General features: G+C 52.0%; 14 protein-coding genes and 8 pseudogenes. 9 read left to right on the top strand and 13 right to left on the bottom strand.

Annotation, left to right across the window (positions count from 1 at the left end; translation table 11 throughout):
* Window positions 1-20 precede the first annotated feature (20 nt).
* The 4 genes and pseudogenes from argS to ACWWJF_RS21040 all read right to left on the bottom strand — a co-directional run bounded on the left by argS (window position 21) and on the right by ACWWJF_RS21040 (window position 6,425).
* Window positions 21-1,751, bottom strand: a complete 1,731-nt coding sequence (gene argS, locus ACWWJF_RS21025) for an arginine--tRNA ligase (protein ID WP_455870488.1) — start codon at window positions 1,749-1,751, stop codon at window positions 21-23.
* A 238-nt stretch (window positions 1,752-1,989) separates the two neighbouring features.
* A pseudogene (locus ACWWJF_RS21030) lies at window positions 1,990-3,157 on the bottom strand (IS3 family transposase).
* A gap of 778 nt (window positions 3,158-3,935) precedes the next feature.
* Entirely contained in the window at window positions 3,936-4,976 is a 1,041-nt protein-coding gene (locus ACWWJF_RS21035; protein WP_455870489.1) for an IS481 family transposase, read from the bottom strand.
* Between the two features lie 117 nt (window positions 4,977-5,093).
* Window positions 5,094-6,425: an IS4 family transposase gene (locus ACWWJF_RS21040; protein WP_455870490.1), complete on the bottom strand. Its 1,332-nt coding sequence runs from the start codon at window positions 6,423-6,425 to the stop codon at window positions 5,094-5,096.
* Window positions 6,426-6,564: 139 nt separating this feature from the next.
* Between ACWWJF_RS21040 and ACWWJF_RS21045 the strand changes: the two are divergent.
* The 3 pseudogenes from ACWWJF_RS21045 to ACWWJF_RS21055 form a co-directional block, all read left to right on the top strand.
* Window positions 6,565-6,843: pseudogene (locus ACWWJF_RS21045) on the top strand (VOC family protein); the annotation flags it as partial.
* Window positions 6,844-6,903: 60 nt separating this feature from the next.
* Window positions 6,904-7,747: pseudogene (locus ACWWJF_RS21050) on the top strand (IS5 family transposase).
* A 10-nt stretch (window positions 7,748-7,757) separates the two neighbouring features.
* Window positions 7,758-7,976, top strand: a pseudogene (locus ACWWJF_RS21055) (VOC family protein); the annotation flags it as partial.
* A gap of 148 nt (window positions 7,977-8,124) precedes the next feature.
* On the opposite strand, the pseudogene ACWWJF_RS21060 reads toward ACWWJF_RS21055, so the two are convergent.
* From ACWWJF_RS21060 to ACWWJF_RS21080, 5 genes and pseudogenes are all read right to left on the bottom strand, one after another.
* Window positions 8,125-8,819, bottom strand: a pseudogene (locus ACWWJF_RS21060) (IS1 family transposase).
* A gap of 198 nt (window positions 8,820-9,017) precedes the next feature.
* Window positions 9,018-9,989, bottom strand: coding sequence for a tRNA 5-methoxyuridine(34)/uridine 5-oxyacetic acid(34) synthase CmoB (cmoB, locus tag ACWWJF_RS21065; RefSeq protein ID WP_455870491.1), 972 nt, complete (start codon window positions 9,987-9,989; stop codon window positions 9,018-9,020).
* Window positions 9,986-10,729 (bottom strand): carboxy-S-adenosyl-L-methionine synthase CmoA, encoded by a 744-nt coding sequence (cmoA, locus tag ACWWJF_RS21070; RefSeq protein ID WP_455871189.1) that lies wholly within the window; start codon window positions 10,727-10,729, stop codon window positions 9,986-9,988. The genes cmoB and cmoA overlap by 4 nt, the downstream gene beginning before the upstream one ends.
* 127 nt (window positions 10,730-10,856) lie before the next feature.
* On the bottom strand, window positions 10,857-11,252 hold the full coding sequence (locus ACWWJF_RS21075; protein WP_455871190.1) for an MAPEG family protein: 396 nt from the start codon (window positions 11,250-11,252) through the stop codon (window positions 10,857-10,859).
* Between the two features lie 192 nt (window positions 11,253-11,444).
* Window positions 11,445-12,257: a DUF72 domain-containing protein gene (locus tag ACWWJF_RS21080; RefSeq protein WP_455871191.1), complete on the bottom strand. Its 813-nt coding sequence runs from the start codon at window positions 12,255-12,257 to the stop codon at window positions 11,445-11,447.
* Between the two features lie 391 nt (window positions 12,258-12,648).
* Between ACWWJF_RS21080 and aspS the strand changes: the two genes are divergently transcribed.
* From aspS to ruvB, 6 genes are all read left to right on the top strand, one after another.
* Window positions 12,649-14,433, top strand: a complete 1,785-nt coding sequence (gene aspS, locus ACWWJF_RS21085) for an aspartate--tRNA ligase (protein ID WP_455871192.1) — start codon at window positions 12,649-12,651, stop codon at window positions 14,431-14,433.
* A 6-nt stretch (window positions 14,434-14,439) separates the two neighbouring features.
* Window positions 14,440-14,883, top strand: a complete 444-nt coding sequence (gene nudB / locus ACWWJF_RS21090; RefSeq protein WP_264624941.1) for a dihydroneopterin triphosphate diphosphatase — start codon at window positions 14,440-14,442, stop codon at window positions 14,881-14,883.
* Between the two features lie 23 nt (window positions 14,884-14,906).
* Window positions 14,907-15,650, top strand: coding sequence for a YebC/PmpR family DNA-binding transcriptional regulator (locus ACWWJF_RS21095; RefSeq protein WP_455870492.1), 744 nt, complete (start codon window positions 14,907-14,909; stop codon window positions 15,648-15,650).
* A gap of 49 nt (window positions 15,651-15,699) precedes the next feature.
* Window positions 15,700-16,221 (top strand): crossover junction endodeoxyribonuclease RuvC, encoded by a 522-nt coding sequence (gene ruvC / locus ACWWJF_RS21100; protein WP_455870493.1) that lies wholly within the window; start codon window positions 15,700-15,702, stop codon window positions 16,219-16,221.
* Window positions 16,222-16,303: 82 nt separating this feature from the next.
* Window positions 16,304-16,924, top strand: a complete 621-nt coding sequence (ruvA, locus tag ACWWJF_RS21105; protein WP_455870494.1) for a Holliday junction branch migration protein RuvA — start codon at window positions 16,304-16,306, stop codon at window positions 16,922-16,924.
* 10 nt (window positions 16,925-16,934) lie between these two features.
* Window positions 16,935-17,936 carry a Holliday junction branch migration DNA helicase RuvB gene (ruvB, locus tag ACWWJF_RS21110; protein ID WP_455870495.1) on the top strand — a complete coding sequence of 334 codons (1,002 nt, stop codon included), beginning with the start codon at window positions 16,935-16,937 and terminating at the stop codon, window positions 17,934-17,936.
* Window positions 17,937-17,943: 7 nt separating this feature from the next.
* Here the strand turns inward: ruvB and znuB are convergent.
* The 4 genes and pseudogenes from znuB to ACWWJF_RS21130 all read right to left on the bottom strand — a co-directional run.
* Window positions 17,944-18,657 (bottom strand): annotated as a pseudogene (gene znuB / locus ACWWJF_RS21115) (zinc ABC transporter permease subunit ZnuB).
* Window positions 18,654-19,132, bottom strand: a pseudogene (gene znuC / locus ACWWJF_RS21120) (zinc ABC transporter ATP-binding protein ZnuC); the annotation flags it as partial. The pseudogenes znuC and znuB, both read right to left, overlap by 4 nt.
* Before the next feature lie 11 nt (window positions 19,133-19,143).
* Window positions 19,144-20,312 (bottom strand): IS3 family transposase gene (locus ACWWJF_RS21125; RefSeq protein WP_455870496.1). Its coding sequence is split into 2 segments (ribosomal slippage): window positions 19,144-20,057 and window positions 20,057-20,312, totalling 1,170 coding nucleotides; the frame shifts between segments, so codons are not numbered across the junction.
* Between the two features lie 73 nt (window positions 20,313-20,385).
* Window positions 20,386-20,673, bottom strand: a pseudogene (locus ACWWJF_RS21130) (ATP-binding cassette domain-containing protein); the annotation flags it as partial.
* Window positions 20,674-20,726: the final 53 nt, after the last annotated feature.

Below are 20,726 nucleotides of genomic sequence, written 5' to 3' on the forward strand. Positions count from 1 at the left end.
TTATGACACGACGCCGTTGATTACATTTTATCGACGGTTTCAATGCCTAGGGTGCTTAACCCTTGTTTCAGCGTTTCTGCGGTCAACAGGGCCAGTTTCAGGCGGCTTTGACGTACAGCATCACTGTCGGCGTTCAGAATTGGGCAATGCTCGTAGAAACTGGAGAACAGACCGGCAAGATCGTACAAGTAGGCACACATCACGTGCGTCGTACCTTCGCGCGCCACAGTAGTGATGGTTTCTTCAAACTGCATCAGGCGGGTTGCCAGCGCCGTTTCTTTCCCATCATTCAGTACCACAGGCTGTGTCAGTGCGGCTTTATCCAGATTGGCGCGTTTGAAAATCGAGGCAACGCGGGTGTAGGCATACTGCATATAGGGCGCAGTGTTGCCTTCAAACGCGAGCATATTATCCCAGTCAAACACGTAGTCAGTGGTACGGCTTTTTGACAGATCGGCATATTTTACCGCCCCGATGGAGACAACGCGCGCCAGTTCACGCAACTCGTCTTGTTCCATATCTGGGTTTTTACCCGCTATCAGCGTCAATGCGCGCTCATAGGCTTCGTCTAACAGGTCTGCCAGCTTGATGGTGCCGCCCGCGCGGGTTTTAAACGGCTTGCCATCTTTGCCCAACATCATGCCGAACATATGGTGTTCCAACGATACCGATTCCGGCACATAGCCTGCTTTACGCACGATAGTCCACGCCTGCATCAAATGCTGGTGCTGGCGGGAATCGATATAGTAGAGAACACGATTGGCGCCCAGCGTCTCATAACGGTACTTGGCGCAGGCTATGTCGGTGGTGGTGTAGAGATAACCGCCATCTTTCTTTTGAACGATGACGCCCATCGGTTCGCCTTCCTTGTTTTTAAACTCATCAAGGAAAACCACCGTTGCTCCTTCACTTTCAACGGCCAGGCCTTTTGCCTTCAGATCGGCAACAATCTCCGGCAGCATCGCGTTGTAGAGGCTTTCTCCCATTACGTCTTTTTTGGTCAGAGTGACATTCAAACGATCGTAGGTGAGCTGGTTTTGTGTCATGGTGACGTCAACCAGTTTGCTCCACATTTCGCGGAAATAAACGTCGCCGCTCTGTAACTTAACCACGTAGTGGCGAGCGCGCTCAGCGAAAGCGGCATCTTCATCGTAACGCAGTTTGGCTTCGCGATAGAAGGCTTCCAGATCGGGCAATACCAGTTCGCCGGAGGTGTCTTTCTGCACATCTTCCAGATGGGCAATCAACATACCGAAATGTGTCCCCCAGTCACCCACGTGGTTAGCGCGGATAACCTTGTGTCCGAGAAACTCAAGTGTGCGTACCGCAGCATCACCAATAATGGTGGAGCGCAGGTGGCCGACGTGCATTTCTTTGGCGACGTTAGGCGCAGAATAGTCAACCACGATGGTTTGCGGTGTGACCGGAGTGATACCCAACTTAGGTGTGTTCAAAGCCCGTTCGGTTTGTTGTGCTAACCATTGTGCATCCAGAAACAGATTGATAAACCCCGGACCGGCGATCTCTGTTTTGGCGACAATACCCTCCAACGACAGATGCTGAACTACCGTCTCTGCCAGTTGTCGTGGAGCAAGCCCAAGTTTTTTCGCCGCTGCCATGACGCCATTGGCCTGGTAATCACCAAACTGAGCCTTGGCAGACTGGCGCACCTGCGGGTCTGTGCCGTTGGGCGCACCTGCTGCAACCAATGCCTGGCTGACTTTTTCCGAAAGAAGAGCCTGAATATTCACCTGGATACCTTTAATAAAAATTTAGCCCCCGCTTATACCATATTTGGGCTTAGACGTCAGCAGGGCGAGCCTTCCCCGCGAGAATTTTCCTGAGAAAATGCAAGGGGGATAGAGCACGAAGAGGGGGGGAACGCGTCGAAAAAGGAGACAAAGAAGAAGAAAAAATACCTGCGCTAGCGAAAAATAGTTAACGCTTTCTTCCCCGATGATTGGTTCCGATACGGGCTTTGTGTAGTGGTCAACTAATATTGGCCACCGCATTAGACTGTATGTAGAACAGTCGCTCAGATTCGTTTGGAGTTAAGCCGCCGTTATACCAGTGAGGCCGGATAGCGCTGTAATACCCCGTGATGTAGCGGATAATCGCGTCCTGGGCTTCGCTGAAGCTGTTGTAACCCTTTGTCGGCACCCATTCTGTCTTCAGGCTGCGGAAGAACCGCTCCATTGGCGCATTATCCCAGCAGTTACCCCGCCGACTCATACTCTGCTTTATCCGGCAGCGCCACAGGGCTTGCCGGTATTGACGGCTGGTATAGTGGCTGCCCTGGTCGCTGTGGAACATGACTCCTGTTGGTTGTCCCCGGAGTTCCCAGGCCATCTGCAACGCTTTAACTGTCAGCGCCGAGTCCGGCGAGGTCGACATGGCCCAGCCCACCGGTTTGCGGGCGAACAGGTCTAGCACCACCGCAAGGTAAGCCCAGCATTTGCCCGTCCAGATGTAGGTCACATCGCCGCACCAGACCTGATCCGGCGCGGTAACCGCGAACTGGCGGTTGAGATAGTTCGGTATTTCAACGTGTTCATTGCCGCCGCGTTTGTATTTGTGAGCCGGTCGCTGGCAGCTGGCGATACCCAGCTCTTCATCAGCTTGCCAGCCAGCCAGCGCCCCATTTTGACACCAGAGCTGCCGGTGACGATGGTCGCGATACTTCGAGCGCCGGCAGAGCCGCCGCTGGCGTTCCAGGCTTCCATGACGCGACTACACTTAACCACGCGCTCACCGTCGGGTTCATTAGCGGAAGCCTGCCAGTGCCTGTAGCTGCTGCGATGTACCTCAAAAGTTTGGCACAACGCCGTGACCGGGTATCGCGCCCTCAGCCTGTCGACTACCGTGAACCGTTGAGTGAGTCCGACATTAAGAGCGCCGTAGCCTTTTTTAGGATTTCGTTCTCCATTTCAAGGCATTGGACTTTTTTCTTCATCTCACGCAGCTCGAGCTGTTCAGGGGTAAGAGGAAGTCCCGTTGGCGTTTTTCCCTGTCGTTCAAGGCGAAGCTTATTGACCCAGCGACTAATGGCAGAATGGCTGACATTAACCGCCTCTGCGGCCTTAACGTATGTGTAGCCGTGGTCGACAACCAGCTTTGCGGCTTCGAGCTTAAATTCCGCCGTAAAATGTTTACCCATGAGGTCACCTGTCGTGTTGATGAGGTGAGCATATCACCTCCGCTCAGGTGGCCAGTATCAGTGTGCCACTACACTATGCCCATTTTGGTAGAAAATGCTTATCACCTCAGGCATTCCGTTTTCTCATGATGCTTAACTGCATGATTTTACGTTGCTGGAAACAATCGTTTTACTGGGCTGGTAGCATAAAATCTGTTTATTCAACAAAGCCTCCGATACGTTGACTTTCCCTTGTTTTAAAATGTTTAAAAATTGCATATGCCGCAATGGCAATAAGCAGAACCGATAAAATGGCTAAAATCATAATTATTTCTCTGTATACTATTGCGATACGATAACAAATTACCTGTTTTTGTTAGGTGTTACAATGTAGGTCAAGAGGTTTAAGATTAATCTTTTCTTTTAAGAATATTCCTTAAATCCGTATAATTTACGTATGAATTAGACGTAATAAGTTATTGTGGACCATTTGTTGCGCTGTGTTTATAAATTCCGCTGCCGTTCGATATCCTTATCAAATACGGTGATGTGAATAACAATGAAGGGATATAGCACGCCGTGATTTTTATCACTTTATGTTTCAGAATGTTACAGTATCTGTTGCATGAGCTCGTAGGCTTTTTGTGCTGTGGCTGACGATCCAGAGCGCGTTACACCTGACTTGTGTCGGAGAGGTATGCAAAAAATGCGCTAGGCGTTACTACTCGAAAATTAATAATTTGTATTAGCTAAGACCTGATCTGACAGTTACCGGTTATTTATACAGGTGTCTGTCAGATTAAATCTGGTTCAGATTTTTTTCTGCCCAGACTCGTTTACCATCAAGTAACGCGGCCATTGGCGTAAGCCCGCAGCACATTTTACCCTGATGAGTTCGCTCATTATTGTAATGCCACAACCAGTTGTCCAGATCCTTTTGTAGACTTTCTAGGTCCTCGTATAACTTCTTACGGAACGCAACCTGATAAAAATCCTGCAAAATAGTTTTATGGAAGCGCTCGCAGATACCGTTTGTCTGCGGAGACATCGCTTTCGTTTTCGTATGGTCTATATCGTTGATAGCCAAGTACAGCTGATAGTCATGTTGTTCCACTTTACCGCAGTACTCCGTCCCCCTGTCCGTCAGTATTCTTAGCATTGGCAGCCCCTGAGCTTCGTAGAACGGCAGCACGCGATCATTGAGCAGGTCGGCGGCAGAGATCGGTGCTTTACTCGTGTAAAGCTTGCAGTGCGCCACTTTCGAGTACGTATCCACGAACGTCTGCTGGTAGATACGGCCAACACCTTTCAGATTACCCATGTAGAAGGTGTCCTGCGACCCCAGATAACCCGGGTGAGCAGTCTCTATTTCACCACAGGTTTCGTCGTCGTGCGCCTTCTTCTCCAGTGCAGCGATTTGAGCATCAGTAAGTACGATGCCTTCTCTGGCAACTTTTTCCTCAAGTGCCTTCAGGCGCTTACGAAAGTTTTCCAGATCGTGTCGTTGCCAGATGGAGCGCACACCGCTGCCAGAAATGAAGACGCCTTTTTTACGCAGCTCATTACTGGTCCGGTGCTGGCCATGAGCCGGGAACTCAATGGCGTAATCAACAACCGCACGTTCAGTGGCTTCATCAGCACGGTTTTTCAGGTTGGGAACCCGGCGGTTTTGGTTAACCAGAGCGTCAATGCCGTCTTCTGCCGCCAGTTCCTGATAGCGATAAAACGTGTCGCGTGACACCCCCATGATTTTACAGGCTTTTGATACGTTACCGAGTTCTTCGGCGAGATTGAGCAGGCCGGCTTTGTGTTTGATGATGGGATTGTTAGTATGAAGCATGAGAGTTACCTCGTGTTTTGTATAAGGATTCGACACCCATATCAAAACCGGTAACTCTCAACCTTTCAAGGTCCAGTGTCAGATCAAGTCGCGACTAATACACCTAAAGACACCTCGTTATACACATCTCTGTTCGTGCCTGAGCGCGCGTAGCGTTTCGGCGGCCGTCATGACTTTCTGCAAGCCTTTCCTGATAGTTTTTGCGCCTGGTTCACCGTCGCCTTTTCGAGCAAGAAAGCCTCCCAGTTGCGCAACTAAGCGCAATACTTCGTTTAGCTTAGGGCGGCCCTTGGGCATACGCTTGTTCATCAGTAGGTAAGCTCCATGAGTCTCGTCGGAATCAAAGAACAACATTGCGTCCAGCTCTGGACAGGTTCGTCCCATACGCATTAAATAGGCGATGCGCCATGCCACGATCATGAACAGCGCCAATGCCCGCTCAATGCGATCCACGGTCGATAACTGTAACGCTTCGACACAGCAGCCGTTCTTCAGCACATTGAAGAACATCTCGATTTCCCATCTAGCCCGATACCAGTCGATCAGCTCCACGATATCTTCTCGTCCTTCAGGTACGCGATTGCTCAGCAACCGCCACTCGACCGGCTTCACGCCTGTTGGCGGCTCAATTTCCTTGGCTATCACACAAGTCACTGCCAACCCGCAACGCAGCGACACTCGCTTCACGCGCAGCGCCTGTTTCACCGTACGCGCCTTCTGCCCCGCGCGAGCCGCCATAACGAATTGGATTTCTCCCACCGGCACGGTCTTTCCAACCTTCTGCCAAAGCTTCTCATTACAGTCCAGACTGCGATTATGAGTCGAGCGGATCAACCAGTCAGCCGGAGTGCCAAGGTCATCAGCGAGCTGCATCAACGCCTTGATATCCGCTTCGCGATCGGCTAAGTACACCAGACGTGTGTTTGGCAACTCCGAGGCGAGTTCAGCAACTCGCTCGTATCCCTCGAGCCAGCGCGTACTCTCCTTGAGCCCATCGCGTTTTCCGTCTGCATCCTTCGGCTCTCTTGCCCACATCCACGCATCCAGTACGCCCAACCCCACGCGATCCGGACTGACCGCGTAGGTCGGATGCAGGTACAGACCACGCCTGGCTTCGTAGTTCAAGGGACCCAAGCCTTGGATTTGCTGCCCGTTGAAGTCAAGCTCGGTAGTGTCTTGGATACACAGCACAACCTCGTGTTCTCGGATCCTTTCCTGCGTACGCTGCCAGTGAGGTTGCAGAATGTCTCGCCATTCGAATGCTTGGTTCTCCATGAAGCGGTAAGCACCCAGCGTCTCAGACCATCCGAGGCACGCATGCGGAATGCTGGCTTGCGGATTCTCAGCCAGCCGTATCAAAAGCCCTTTGGCACGCTTATTGAGCCTCGTGTCACCAAGATTTACCCCTTCCAGTTCTTGGTGTGCCCAGCCATCTGAATCCCGTGTCATTTTTCAGCGCCGTAAATGGCGATAGTACACGTCGGTTTCACTTCATTTACAACCCCACCGGCTGCCTATTTCAGCCCGCTAACCCTTGGCATATAAGGCGTTGCGGACTTGTGTATAACGAGGTGGCTTTGAGCGTGCGTTGTTACAGTTAGCGGATGTGCTGTCATTAGATTTGTCGCAATTTGAAGCGGATCATATTGCGCTGCGCTGCAACCAAAATACGACGGCTGCGCAATGGAAAGAAACGTTATTAACGCTGGGGGTATTAATTTCTGAAAATCAAATTAACGGACGCCCTATTTGCCTTTTTTCGCTTAACGAAAAAATAACCATCGGCCCGTTGAGCATTGACTGTATTGAATTACCCTGGCCTGGTCAGCGTTTTTACCCCACTGAAGGTTGGGAGCATGTCGAATTAGGCTGTGTCCCTTAATCCGATGAGTTATACTAACTGTTTGTTTCTACATCATTTTGAACTATAGCTCGCTACGACCTTCCCGATGAAGCATGGGCTATCATCCAGCCCTTACTCCCTGCTGAACCAGCAACACCACAGGCCGGACGCCCATGGGCTGAGCATCGCATGATTATCAATGGCATGTTCTGGGTGCTGTGCCTGGTGCCCCATGGCGTGATTTACCTGAGCGATACAGCCCATGGAAAACCGTTTATAACCGCTTTAACCGATGGTCAAAATCGGGAGTCATTAACATTATTTTCAATAAGTTACTTTCATCACTTGATGCCCATGGCCTCGTGGACTGGTCAGCGACTGCGCTGGATGGTAGCAATATCAGGGCGCTGAAATGTGCTGCCGGTGCTCAAAAAAACATCCCGATATCACCGGAGATAATGGGCTGGGTCGCTCTCGAGGTGGTTTTGGCACCAAAATCCATATGGCTACAGACGGAAGTGGTCTTCCGTTAAACATCGTGTTGAGCCCCGGTCAGGCTCATGAAAGTCAGTTTGCACTACGCCTTTTGGACGGTATTGGTGTTCAACGCCAGAACGGCAGTATGAAACGCCGTGGTCATGCGGTACTCGCTGACAAGGCGTACTCCGGGCATGTATTACGTAACGAGCTGAAAAACAGAGGTATAAAAACTGTCATTCCCCGAAAATCCACTGAAAAAATGGCGGTGGATGGTCGTTCAAAGCTCGATCGTGACGCCTACCGCAATCGGAACGTTGTTGAGCGGTGCTTTGGCCGTCTGAAAGAATACCGTCGCATTGCGACACGTTACGACAAAACGGCGAGGAATTATCTGGCAATGTTGAAACTGGGCTGCATCCGCCTGTTTTACCAGAGGTTATGTAATTAAGGGACACAGCCTAGTATTAGCCGGCAGTCCTGAGACCTTGCATGCACGCGCTCTGGATTGTCTTTCCGGTAGTGCGCTGGCTTCACCGCGTATTACCCTAAAGTTCAGCCAACCAGGCAGCGATAAAGAACGCTTGCCCAATCCCACGTTAGCCGTGAGCGATGGGACAGTCACTATCAAGTTTCATCCGTATTCAATCCGTGAAGTCATTGCCAGCGAGCAGGAGTAAGCCTGTGCCTGATACTGACTGAAAGCTTTTGGTAAAATTTGTGTGACGCGTAATGGATGGCATTGGGGCAATCCTGCCCTCTGTGACTCGGCTCTCCTTTGCATTTTATTCAGATGCCATATTTATCCTAAAGCGGTAATGACTCCAATTAGTAGAACATGTGTTTTTCGATGAAGGCTCCGATGACTTTTTCGTGGATCTCGACGGAGCGCGAGAAGCAAATCGTTTTACGCGCCAGTCGTTTAATGCGGGTACGGAGCGTCAGGTTATTGCGCTCTATGCGTTGCGTGAAGATCTTGCCAGTCAGATCTTTCTGCTTCGGAACCTCTCTTGCATAGCTGCCCCAGTTGTCACTGGTAATCATGCCGATGTTGAACGGTGTCAACAGAGCCAGCAATTCACGGCAGGTCTCATCGGTTCGGGGGCCAAAAGTGTAGGCCAGAACACCGCCCGTTTTGGTATTGTAAGCTTACCAGAGCCAGTGCTGTAGCGCCTGACTGCCAACGAAGCTCCATTGCTCATCAAGTTCACAGATAAGGGCGACGTCGGCGTGAGCAACGGGAGAAGACGTTATCCTGCGGGGCGAGAGCTTTTTAAAGCCCGGATGACCGTATTGATGCCGATTTTCAACGTTCTGGCGGTATCGCAAACACCGGCACCGTTGAAGGCCATATCAACGATCTGCTCTTTGACTCCCGGCTTTCGCGCTTCATAGCGGTAGGTAAGCTGGAATACACGGCGACAGCACTGACACCGGAAGCGTTCGCGCTTAGTTGGACTAAGGCCATGTCGATAAACTTTATCTGAATGGCAGCGAGGGCAATGAACAGAAACAGTAACCACGTGGAAACCTCAAATAGCGGCAGAATATCACAAAAGCCAACTATTTGAAGGCATTACCGTAACGCGATTATGCATTATGAAATTTTCCAAAAGCAAATAAAAAGCGCAGTTAGAAATATCAAAAAGCAGATTCTGGACCGGGACCCGATGTTGCGATAAATAGAAAGTAAAACCCCGGCGCGAAGCCGGGGCGAGATGCTACGGATTACGTGCCACAATCACAGCACGCAATGGTGTGGGGTAACCTTCGCAGGTTTTACTGCGATCGTTAGGATCGAGAAAATCGGCCAGTGATTCTGTGGTCATCCATGAGGTTCTGCGCTGTTCCTCGAGGGTAGTGACGCACTGATCGACGATACGCACATCGACAAAACCGCACTTTTCCAACCAGCGTACCAGCGCCGGAGCTGAGGGTATAAAGTAAACATTGCGCATTTGCGCGTAACGCTCGCCAGGCACTAGCACGGCATTCTCATCGCCCTCGATAACCAGAGTTTCCAGCACCAGTTCTCCGCCGGAAACCAACTGATTTTTCAACTGCCACAGATGATCGAGCGGCGAGCGGCGATGGTAAAGCACGCCCATAGAGAACACGGTATCAAAGGCAGCGAGTTCCGGCAGTTGTTCGATACCAAGCGGTAAGACATGCGCACGTTGATCGTTACCAAGCAGCTTGCGTACGGCTTCAAATTGGCAAACGAAAAGCTGCATCGGGTCGATCCCCACAGCCAGATACGCACCGGCACCAACCATGCGCCATAGGTGATAACCGCTGCCGCAGCCGACATCCAATACCAGACGCCCCTGCAAGGCGCTGATATGCGGCGTTAGCCGCTCCCATTTCCAATCGGAGCGCCATTCGGTGTCGATATTGACACCGTAAAGCGAATAGGGGCCTTTACGCCACGGCATCAGTTGACGCAGGCGCACTTCCAGCCCTTCACGCTGTCCATTGCTGAGATCCGGCTGTAACACCGCGGTGACGCTGTGTAGCACATTTAGCTGCGAGGGCGTTAGTTCAGGCAAGGCTTCAACGGCATTGAACCATTGCTTAAATTTGCCGTGCAGTGATTCCCGTTGCCATGCACTCAGTTGGGCTGGCAGCGTATTTAACCAATGGCTCAATGGGCCTTTCGCGATAAGCTGATAAAAATTGCCGAAATCGATCACGCCTTATCCTCAGCTTTTAGCGCCAATAACGAACCAAAATTAAAGCACTGGAACCACACTTCACTGTGTTGAAATCCAGCGTGCGCCAGACGAGATTTATGGGTCTCCACCGAATCGGTCAGCATTACGTTTTCCAGCATATTGCGCTTTTGGCTGATCTCTAATTCGCTGTAGCCATTTGCGCGTTTGAAATCGTGGTGCATGTTGAATAACAGTTCACCCACTTTGCTGTCTTCAAAGCTGAACTTCTCCGATAACACCAGCGCACCACCGGGGTTCAAGCCTTGATAGATACGCGTTAACAGCGTTTGCCGTTCTTCCGGTGCCAGGAATTGCAAGGTGAAATTGAGTACCACCAGGGAGGCATTTTCGATGACGATGTCGCTGATATCTGCTTCGATGACCTTGACGGGAGTGGCTGCGCGAAAAGCATCAATGTGGCTGCGACAGCGTTCAATCATCGCGGGTGAGTTGTCAACGGCGATAATGTTGCAACCCGTGGTGTGAATATTACTCCGCATCGACAGCGTAGCGGCACCCAGCGAGCAGCCCAGATCGTAAATCTGAGTATCTGGTTTGACGAAACGTTCGGCCAACATGCCGATCATGGAAATAATATTCGAATAACCGGGGACGGAGCGCTGAACCATATCGGGAAAGACTTCAGCGACGCGTTCGTCAAAGGTCCAATCACCGAGGTGGGCTATGGGAACAGAAAAAAGCGTATCGCGATTTGGCATGATGGACACGAAATTACAGTGCGGTTAATAAAAAAGGTGGGGCAGTCTAGCAAATACGGATAAGAAAGTCTGTTTCCTTGCGGCGCGCCACATCACATACGGCGGCGCACCAACATCACGCGCGTGGCTAATAGAGCGTGAGCACCAATTCCCAGGGAAGGTAGTAAAGATTGAACAGCGACATCAATACCAGTGAGGCGTAGGTAGCGGCCATTCCGGTACGACGCCAGCGGAATTCACGTTGACGCAAGCCCACGTAGTGAAAGATCCGGCCAATAATCAACAAAATACCGCACAGGTGAATCATGGCGATCAAGGCACCGTTCATTTCCATCAGCACCAGAAGAATAGCGCCGATGGGGAGGTATTCTACGGCATTGCCATGCATCCGAATGGCGGTCTGTAATTCATAAAAACCACCGTCTCCGTAAGCTACGCGGTATTGCATACGCAGTTTAACCACATCGAGAGACAGTTTTACCAGCAACAATGCGCCAAGCACCACATAGAGCGCGCTTACCATGTTCCACTCCATTGTCGGGCAAACATTGCCTGACAGAAAATATTAACCGACTTCGGCTGCTAGAATGATAACTGTCTGCTGTCAGACTGTCGCCTGTAATGTCTGCTTTAAAAAAAAAAGCAGTTCAAAACCTGAAGTTATAATAAAAAATGCTAAAAAAAGCCTTTTAATACGTTGCTGTTTTATATTTGTTTAAAATAAGGCGTCCTGTTGCGGCCAGTCAGGGCGCGGCGGGCAGGCAGCGATAACCGGCTCTAATAACGGCCATATCGCCAGTGCCAGCGGGAGTACATTGCCAATGTCAGGCGTATGGATAAACAGATACGGAGAATGCTCCTGCCAGACCTTCAGTTTATCAATCCAGGGAGCAAACCAGCGCAAATTGTCTGCAATATCTTCATTGCCAATAAAACGGATGGCGGGGTGCTGTGCGGTCAACAGCGCATGAACCGGCAAACGCGGTTTTTTTCGCTGGGCTTCCAGCAGAGCGGGCGTATCCGGCCGCGCGTGGTGCACAGGGCGACTGTCGAGCATGATCCTATCGATTGCACGCTGTGCAAGCCCTTGGTTCAGTTGCCTTTCATCCTCACCTTTGGCAAAAAATGCAAGGTGGCGAACTTCGACACCGTAGCTGAATTCCTGCGGCAGCGTATCGAGAAAACGCCATAAATCGGGGAGTTGCTCGGGCGAAAAGGCTGCAGGAAGCTGCAACCAGAATTGTCCAACACGCGAGGCGAGCGGTTGCAGGCAATGAAAAAACTGACGCGTTTCCTCTTCACAGTAGCGTAACCCTGCCTGATGACTAATGGTGGCAGGAAATTTGAAACAGAAACGGAAACTGTCAGAGGTCATGTCCCGCCAACGCAATACACTGTCGGCACTGGGCAGCGCATAAAACGTGGTGTTACCTTCAACACAGTTGAAATATCGCGCGTAGTCAGCCAGCGTGCGCAGTCCGAACTTGTGCCACGCGGGATGTTGCCATTGTGGTAAGCCAATAAACATTCCGTTGCAACCCATTAACAGAGTGAAGAACAGTAAAACATTTTTTTAACCGAGAGGGAATTCTCACAATTCTTGCGACATATCACTGCCCGGAAACCGCTTCACTCTTATCGTTCCGGGGAATATCCTTTATAATAGCCACCTTTTTTTACTGAACAGCAATCCAGAACAACCATTCCGCGCAAAAAAACACCGTTGTGACCTGATGCGTGGGGAAATGCCGCTGTGTGTGGAACCCGTGTGTTTTATAGAACCGATGGGTTTTATGAAGCCTGAGTTTGCGCTCACTGTGACGATGCGGTCTGGCCGGTGCTCTCAGGCGTGGTTGTTGTAGGTGTGATTATATCTCGTTGAGATGATTTCTAGCGTGATTGCTCAAAAGGACATCGTAATGCGTACTGAATATTGTGGACAACTGAACGCGTCCCATGTGGGCCAGGAAGTGACATTTTGCGGTTGGGTTAACCGTCGCCGCGATCTGGGTGGTTTGATCTTTATCGATATGCGTGACCGCGACGGCGTGGTCCAGGTGTTTTTCGACCCCGATCGGCAGGATGCTTTCACTTTGGCGTCAGAACTGCGTAACGAATTCTGTATTCAACTGACCGGTGTGGTACGTGCGCGCCCTGAAAGCCAGGTGAATAAGGATATGTCTACGGGCGAAGTGGAAGTGTTTGCGACCGCGCTGACGATTATCAACCGCTCAGAGCCGCTGCCGCTGGATGCTAACCAAACCAACACCGAAGAAGCGCGTTTAAAATACCGCTATCTTGATTTGCGCCGCCCTGAAATGGCGACGCGGTTAAAAACTCGCGCGCGTATTACCAGTTTTGTGCGTCGCTTTATGGACAGCCACGATTTTCTGGATATTGAAACGCCGATGCTGACCAAAGCCACGCCTGAAGGGGCACGTGATTACCTGGTACCAAGCCGAGTGCACAAGGGCAAATTCTATGCGCTGCCGCAATCGCCGCAGCTGTTCAAGCAATTGCTGATGATGTCCGGTTTCGACCGTTACTACCAGATTGTTAAATGCTTCCGTGATGAGGATCTGCGTGCGGATCGCCAGCCGGAATTTACCCAGATCGACGTCGAAACCTCCTTCATGACGGCACCGCAGGTGCGTGAAGTGATGGAAAAACTGGTGCGCGAACTGTGGCAAGAAATTTTAAGCATCGATCTGGGGGATTTCCCGATCATGACGTTTGCTGAAGCCATGCGTCGCTTTGGCTCCGACAAACCTGACCTGCGTAACCCGTTGGAACTGGTTGATGTCTCCGATCTGCTCAAAACGATCGACTTTAAAGTGTTCTCCGGTCCGGCTAACGATGCCAAAGGTCGTGTGGCGGTGATTCGCGTTCCGGGCGGTGCACAATTGAGCCGCAAACAGATTGATGAATACGGCAAATTTATCGAGATCTACGGTGCCAAGGGTCTTGCCTATATTAAAGTGAATGAAAAAGCGAAAGGGCTCGAAGGCATTTCCAGTCCCGTGGCTAAATTCCTCAATGAAACGCTGCTGCCAGCGCTGTTAGAGCGCACTGTAGCCGAAGACGGAGACATTCTGTTCTTCGGTGCAGATAGCGCGAAAGTGGTGACGGATGCATTGGGTGCGCTGCGTCTTAAACTGGGACGCGATCTCGGCCTGACCAATCTGGCAAGCTGGAAACCGCTGTGGGTCATCGACTTCCCGATGTTTGAAGACGATGGCGAAGGCGGGTTGGCCGCCATGCACCACCCGTTTACTTCACCGCGAGATATGACGCCTGAAGCCCTGGAAAGTAACCCGGTTTCCGCCATCGCTAACGCGTACGATATGGTACTGAACGGCTATGAAGTAGGCGGTGGTTCCGTGCGTATTCACAGCAGCGCAATGCAGCAGACCGTGTTCCGTATTCTGGGGATCAACGAGCAGGAACAGCGTGAAAAATTTGGCTTCCTGTTGGATGCATTGAAATACGGTACACCGCCGCATGCTGGTCTGGCGTTCGGTCTGGACCGTCTGGTGATGTTGTTGACCGGTACTGAAAACATTCGTGACGTGATCGCTTTCCCGAAAACCACCGCAGCAACCTGTCTGATGACGGATGCACCGAGTTACGCCAACCCTGCAGCCTTGGAAGAGCTGTCTATTGCAGTGGTGACGAAAGCCAAACCTGTGCAGTATGCGGAGTAACCGCCGATGGCTTATAAGCGTCCCGTTTCGGCCCTGATCGTTATTTATGCTCAGGATACCGGACGGGTGCTGATGCTTCAGCGTCGCGACGATCCCGATTTTTGGCAGTCGGTTACCGGCAGCCTTGAGGAAGGTGAAACTGCGGCGCTTACCGCGCAGCGCGAAGTCAAAGAAGAAGTTAACATCGATATCGCCGCTGAGGGATTATCACTGTTTGACTGTCAGCGCTGTGTCGAGTTTGAGCTCTTTGCTCATTTGAGACGTCGCTATGCCCCTGGCATCACGCACAACATGGAACACTGGTTCTGTCTGGCGTTGCCGAGTGAACGAGAGGTTATTCTCACCGAGCATCTTGCCTACCGTTGGTTAGCGGCGCCTGAGGCGGCGCAACTGACCAAATCGTGGAGCAACCGGCAGGCGATTGAAGAATTTGTTATTTATCCGGCCTGAAGAGGCTTTTTTCGGAGATTTTTATGGCAGGTCATAGTAAGTGGGCCAACACAAAACATCGTAAAGCGGCGCAGGATGCAAAACGCGGCCAAATCTTTACCAAAATTATCCGCGAACTGGTGACAGCGGCGCGTTTGGGCGGCGGTGATCCAGGCTCTAACCCGCGTCTGCGTGCGGCTATCGATAAAGCGCTCTCCAACAACATGACGCGCGATACCCTGAACCGTGCTATTGCGCGTGGCGTCGGTGGTGATGAAGACAACAACATGGAAACCATCATTTATGAAGGTTATGGTCCTGGCGGTACGGCGGTGATGGTGGAATGTCTGAGTGACAACCGTAACCGTACCGTATCCGAAGTACGCCATGCTTTTACCAAATGCGGTGGTAACCTGGGCACCGATGGTTCTGTTTCCTATCTGTTCACCAAAAAAGGCGTTATCTCTTATGCGCCAGGCTTGGATGAGGATCAGGTGATGGACGCGGCGCTGGAAGCTGGTGCGGATGACGTCGTGACCTACGACGACGGCGCGATTGACGTCTTTACTCCGTGGGAAACCTTCGGTCAGGTGAAAGATGCGCTGGATGCTGCCGGTCTGAAATCCGAGTCCGCAGAAGTATCCATGATCCCGTCGACCAATGCCGATATGGATGCTGATACCGCACCGAAACTGATGCGTCTGATCGACATGCTGGAAGACTGTGATGATGTGCAGGAAGTGTATCACAACGGTGAAATTTCCGACGAGGTAGTGGCAACACTATAATGGTGTTTTCGCAGCTTGTGGTTAACGCGCCTTCAGGGGGCGATGTGCTATGGCGCTAATTCTAGGCATCGACCCCGGCTCACGCGTCACCGGATATGGCATCATTCGCCAGCAAGGGCGTCAGCTCAGCTATGTTTGCAGCGGCTGTATTCGCACCGGGGTGGACTATCTCCCTACGCGATTGAAGCTGATCTATGCTGGGGTGAGCGAGATAATCACCCAGTTTCAGCCCGATTGTCTGGCGATAGAACAAGTTTTTATGGCCAAAAATGCGGATTCAGCCCTGAAACTGGGGCAGGCCCGCGGCGTGGCGATTGTGGCGGGTGTCAATCAAGGGTTACCCATTTTTGAATACGCTGCCCGGCAAGTAAAACAAACGGTTGTCGGCACTGGTGCGGCAGAAAAAAGTCAGGTGCAGCATATGGTGCGTACCTTGCTAAAGTTGTCAGCGAATCCGCAGGCGGACGCCGCCGATGCGCTCGCTATTGCCATTACGCACTGTCATTTGAGTCAGAATCTGACACGCATCGGCCCCGACAGGTTGAATTTAGTGCGCGGGCGGCTGCGTTGAACATCAGGCTGGATATTCATCCAGCCTTTTTTATGCTATAAGCTAGCAAAAAGGTTTTAACGTAACGAAAAGGAAGGTCAACGTGATTGGTCGTCTCAGAGGCATCATTCTGGAAAAACAACCGCCGCATGTGCTGATCGAAGTCAACGGGGTTGGCTACGAGGTCCATATGCCGATGACCTGCTTTTATGAACTGCCCGATTTGAACCAGGAAGCGGTCATTTTCACCCAGTTTGTGGTGCGGGAAGATGCACAGTTATTGTTTGGTTTTAACAACAAGCAAGAACGTGCGTTATTTCGTGAGTTGATTAAAACCAACGGTGTTGGGCCGAAACTGGCGCTGGCAATCCTCTCAGGGATGTCCGCGCAGCAGTTCGTGAGCGCCGTTGAACGAGAAGAGATCGCTATGTTAATCAACCTGCCGGGAGTCGGTAAGAAAACAGCAGAGCGGTTGGTAGTAGAAATGAAAGACCGCTTCAAAGGCATGAGTGGAGACCTGTTTAATCCCGCTACCATTGATGTTCCTCTTAGCAGTTCAGCATCCACCGCAGCACCCGAAGAAGATGCGGAAAGTGAAGCGGCTTCAGCGCTGGTGGCTTTGGGGTATAAACCGCAGGAAGCCAGCCGGATGGTATCCAAAATCGCCCGACCCGGTGCGGACTGTGAGACGCTGATCCGCGAAGCGCTGCGCGCAGCACTGTAAGGGGATTGCCATGATTGAAGCCGACCGCCTGATCTCTGCGCAAGAAATGCCTGAAGAAGAGATCATTGACCGTGCGATCCGTCCGCGCATGCTGGCGGAATACGTCGGACAGCCTCAGGTGCGCGAGCAGATGGAAATCTTTATTGAGGCGGCACGCAAACGGGGTGATGCACTGGATCACTTGCTGATTTTTGGTCCGCCCGGTTTAGGAAAAACAACGCTCGCCAATATCGTTGCCAATGAGATGAACGTGAACCTGCGCACCACATCAGGCCCGGTGTTGGAGAAGGCCGGCGACCTGGCCGCACTGTTGACCAACCTTGAACCGCATGATGTGTTATTTATCGATGAAATCCACCGTTTGTCGCCCGTGGTGGAAGAAGTGCTCTATCCCGCGATGGAAGATTATCAACTGGATATCATTATCGGTGAGGGACCTGCCGCGCGTTCGATTAAACTCGATCTTCCCCCGTTTACTCTGATTGGCGCGACGACCCGTGCTGGCTCTTTGACGTCACCACTGCGCGATCGTTTTGGCATTGTGCAACGGCTCGAGTTCTACAAGGTCGAGGATTTACAGCATATTGTCGGCCGCAGCGCGGCATGCCTTGGGCTGGATCTTACCGATGAGGGGGCGTTAGAAGTGGCTCGACGTTCCCGTGGCACGCCGCGTATTGCCAACCGTTTGCTGCGACGGGTCCGTGATTACTCAGAGGTAAAATCGAGTGGAGCCATTAATGCCGAAACTGCGAGGCTGGCCCTGGATATGCTGGCGGTAGACACGGAAGGCTTCGATTATATGGATCGCAAACTGCTGCTGGCCATCATCGATAAATTTACCGGTGGGCCTGTGGGGCTGGATAATCTGGCGGCGGCCATCGGTGAAGAGCGGGAAACCATTGAAGATGTGCTGGAGCCTTACCTGATTCAGCAGGGCTTTATTCAGCGTACGCCGCGCGGGCGTATTGCCACCGCGCACGCGTATCGCCATTTCGGTATCGATAGAACCTGACCCGCCTTCAGGCGGGTTGTTTACGAATCAGACTCAGCATAAACAGAAACGAGGCGCTGAGCACCACAGAAGGGCCTGCTGGGGTGTTGTAAAAGGCGGAGAAGATCAGGCCGCCGGTCACGGCGGGAATGATCAGCAATGAGGTGATGATCAGCGCACCGACAAATTTCATTGCCAGCCCGATGGTCAACGCGGTTACCAGCATCAGGATTAAACGGGTGCGTTGTAAATTGACACCGTCTACGTGTGCCAACTCCTGGCTGATAGTCATGGAAAGCAATGAACGCCATTGCCAACACATGATGGCAATCACTACCAGCACGCCCGGTCCAATCAACCACAAATCCTGCGTCGTTACCGACAGCAAATCAACAAACAGGTAGGTCATCAAGTCAACACGAATGTTGTTCATCAGGCTAACCACCACCAGCCTTAACGACAGCGCGCTGTGCGCCATGATGCCAAGCAGCGTGTCGATGGCAAGATACGGGCGTCGTTCAAGCCACACCAATCCCAGTGCCAGCAGTAGTGTTACCAGAATAACGGCGTAATAGACGTTGATATCCAACAGGAAACCGATGGCAACGCCCAGCAGAGAGGCATGGGCCAGCGTATCACCAAAATAAGACATCCGTCGTCAGACCACGAACGAACCGAGTGGACCGGCCGCACATGCGAGAAAAATACCGGCCAGCCAACCGGGGAGCAAAATGTCAATCATGCATCGTTGCCGCCCTGTCGTTTTAAAATAATGCGTCCGTTTAAATCGTGACGATGATTATGGTGGTGGCGATACACCGCCAGTTGCTTTTGCGCCGCGCGGGCCGAACATGGCAAGAAATTGAGGATGAAGAGAGACGACCTCTGGCGCACCCGAACAGTACACATGCTGATTCAGGCACAGTACTTCGTCGGTTTTGGCCATCACCAAGTGCAAGTCGTGTGAAACCATCAACACGCCGCAGTTAAACTCCTGCCGCAGCTGGTTGATAAGGTCGTACAGTGCCAATTGTCCGTTGACATCCACCCCCTGTGTCGGCTCATCCAACACCAGCAATTGAGGCTGATTGAGTAGCGCACGTGCCAGCAGCACCCGCTGAGTCTCGCCACCCGAGAGCTTTTGGCTTTTGTATCGGTTGATCCAACAAATGAGCGGCCTGGACCCGCTTGAGCGCAGGCAAAATATCCTGTTGCTTAACTGTAGTGGTCAACTAATATTGGCCACCGCATTAGACTGTATGTAGAACAGTCGTTCAGATTCGTTTGGAGTTAAGCCGCCGTTATACCAGTGAGGCCGGATAGCGCTGTAATACCCCGTGATGTAGCGGATAATCGCGTCCTGGGCTTCGCTGAAGCTGTTGTAACCCTTTGTCGGCACCCATTCTGTCTTCAGGCTGCGGAAGAACCGCTCCATTGGCGCATTATCCCAGCAGTTACCCCGCCGACTCATACTCTGCTTTATCCGGCAGCGCCACAGGGCTTGCCGGTATTGACGGCTGGTATAGTGGCTGCCCTGGTCGCTGTGGAACATGACTCCTGTTGGTTGTCCCCGGAGTTCCCAGGCCATCTGCAACGCTTTAACTGTCAGCGCCGAGTCCGGCGACGTCGACATGGCCCAGCCCACCGGTTTGCGGGCGAACAGGTCTAGCACCACCGCAAGGTAAGCCCAGCATTTGCCCGTCCAGATGTAGGTCACATCGCCGCACCAGACCTGATCCGGCGCGGTAACCGCGAACTGGCGGTTGAGATAGTTCGGTATTTCAACGTGTTCATTGCCGCCGCGTTTGTATTTGTGAGCCGGTCGCTGGCAGCTGGCGATACCCAGCTCCTTCATCAGCTTGCCAGCCAGCCAGCGCCCCATTTTGACACCAGAGCTGCCGGTGACGATGGTCGCGATACTTCGAGCGCCGGCAGAGCCGCCGCTGGCGTTCCAGGCTTCCATGACGCGACTACACTTAACCACGCGCTCACCGTCGGGTTCATTAGCGGAAGCCTGCCAGTGCCTGTAGCTGCTGTGATGTACCTCAAAAGTTTGGCACAACGCCGTGACCGGGTATCGCGCCCTCAGCCTGTCGACTACCGTGAACCGTTGAGTGAGTCCGACATTAAGAGCGCCGTAGCCTTTTTTAGGATTTCGTTCTCCATTTCAAGGCATTGGACTTTTTTCTTCATCTCACGCAGCTCGAGTTGTTCAGGGGTAAGAGGAAGTCCCGTTGGCGTTTTTCCCTGTCGTTCAAGGCGAAGCTTATTGACCCAGCGACTAATGGCAGAATGGCTGACATTAACCGCCTCTGCGGCCTTAACGTATGTGTAGCCGTGGTCGACAACCAGCTTTGCGGCTTCGAGCTTAAATTCCACCGTAAAATGTTTACCCATGAGGTCACCTGTCGTGTTGATGAGGTGAGCATATCACCTCCGATCAGGTGGCCAGTATCAGTGTGCCACTACAAACGCCGGGACGTAATCGCATAAAGCGACCCACGGTCAAGGGCAGGCTAGCATCCAGATGCAGTTTTTGCGGCACGTAGCCAATGCGTAAATTCGGTTGCTTATGCAGGGTGCCTACCGTGGGCGGCAGCAGTCCGAGCACCACGCGTACCAGCGTGGATTTTCCTGCGCCATTGGGCCCAAGCAGCGTGAGAATGCGGCCCGATTGCAGGTTCAGCGAAATGTCGCTAAGCACGTTACGTTCACCAAAGGCGACGGAAATGCGATCGAGCGAAACGAGTGTAGACATAAAATTTAGTTTGCAGAGTGTCTGTGACGTTATAATATTACAAAATTAACGGT

The organism is Symbiopectobacterium sp. Eva_TO (assembly GCF_053848865.1).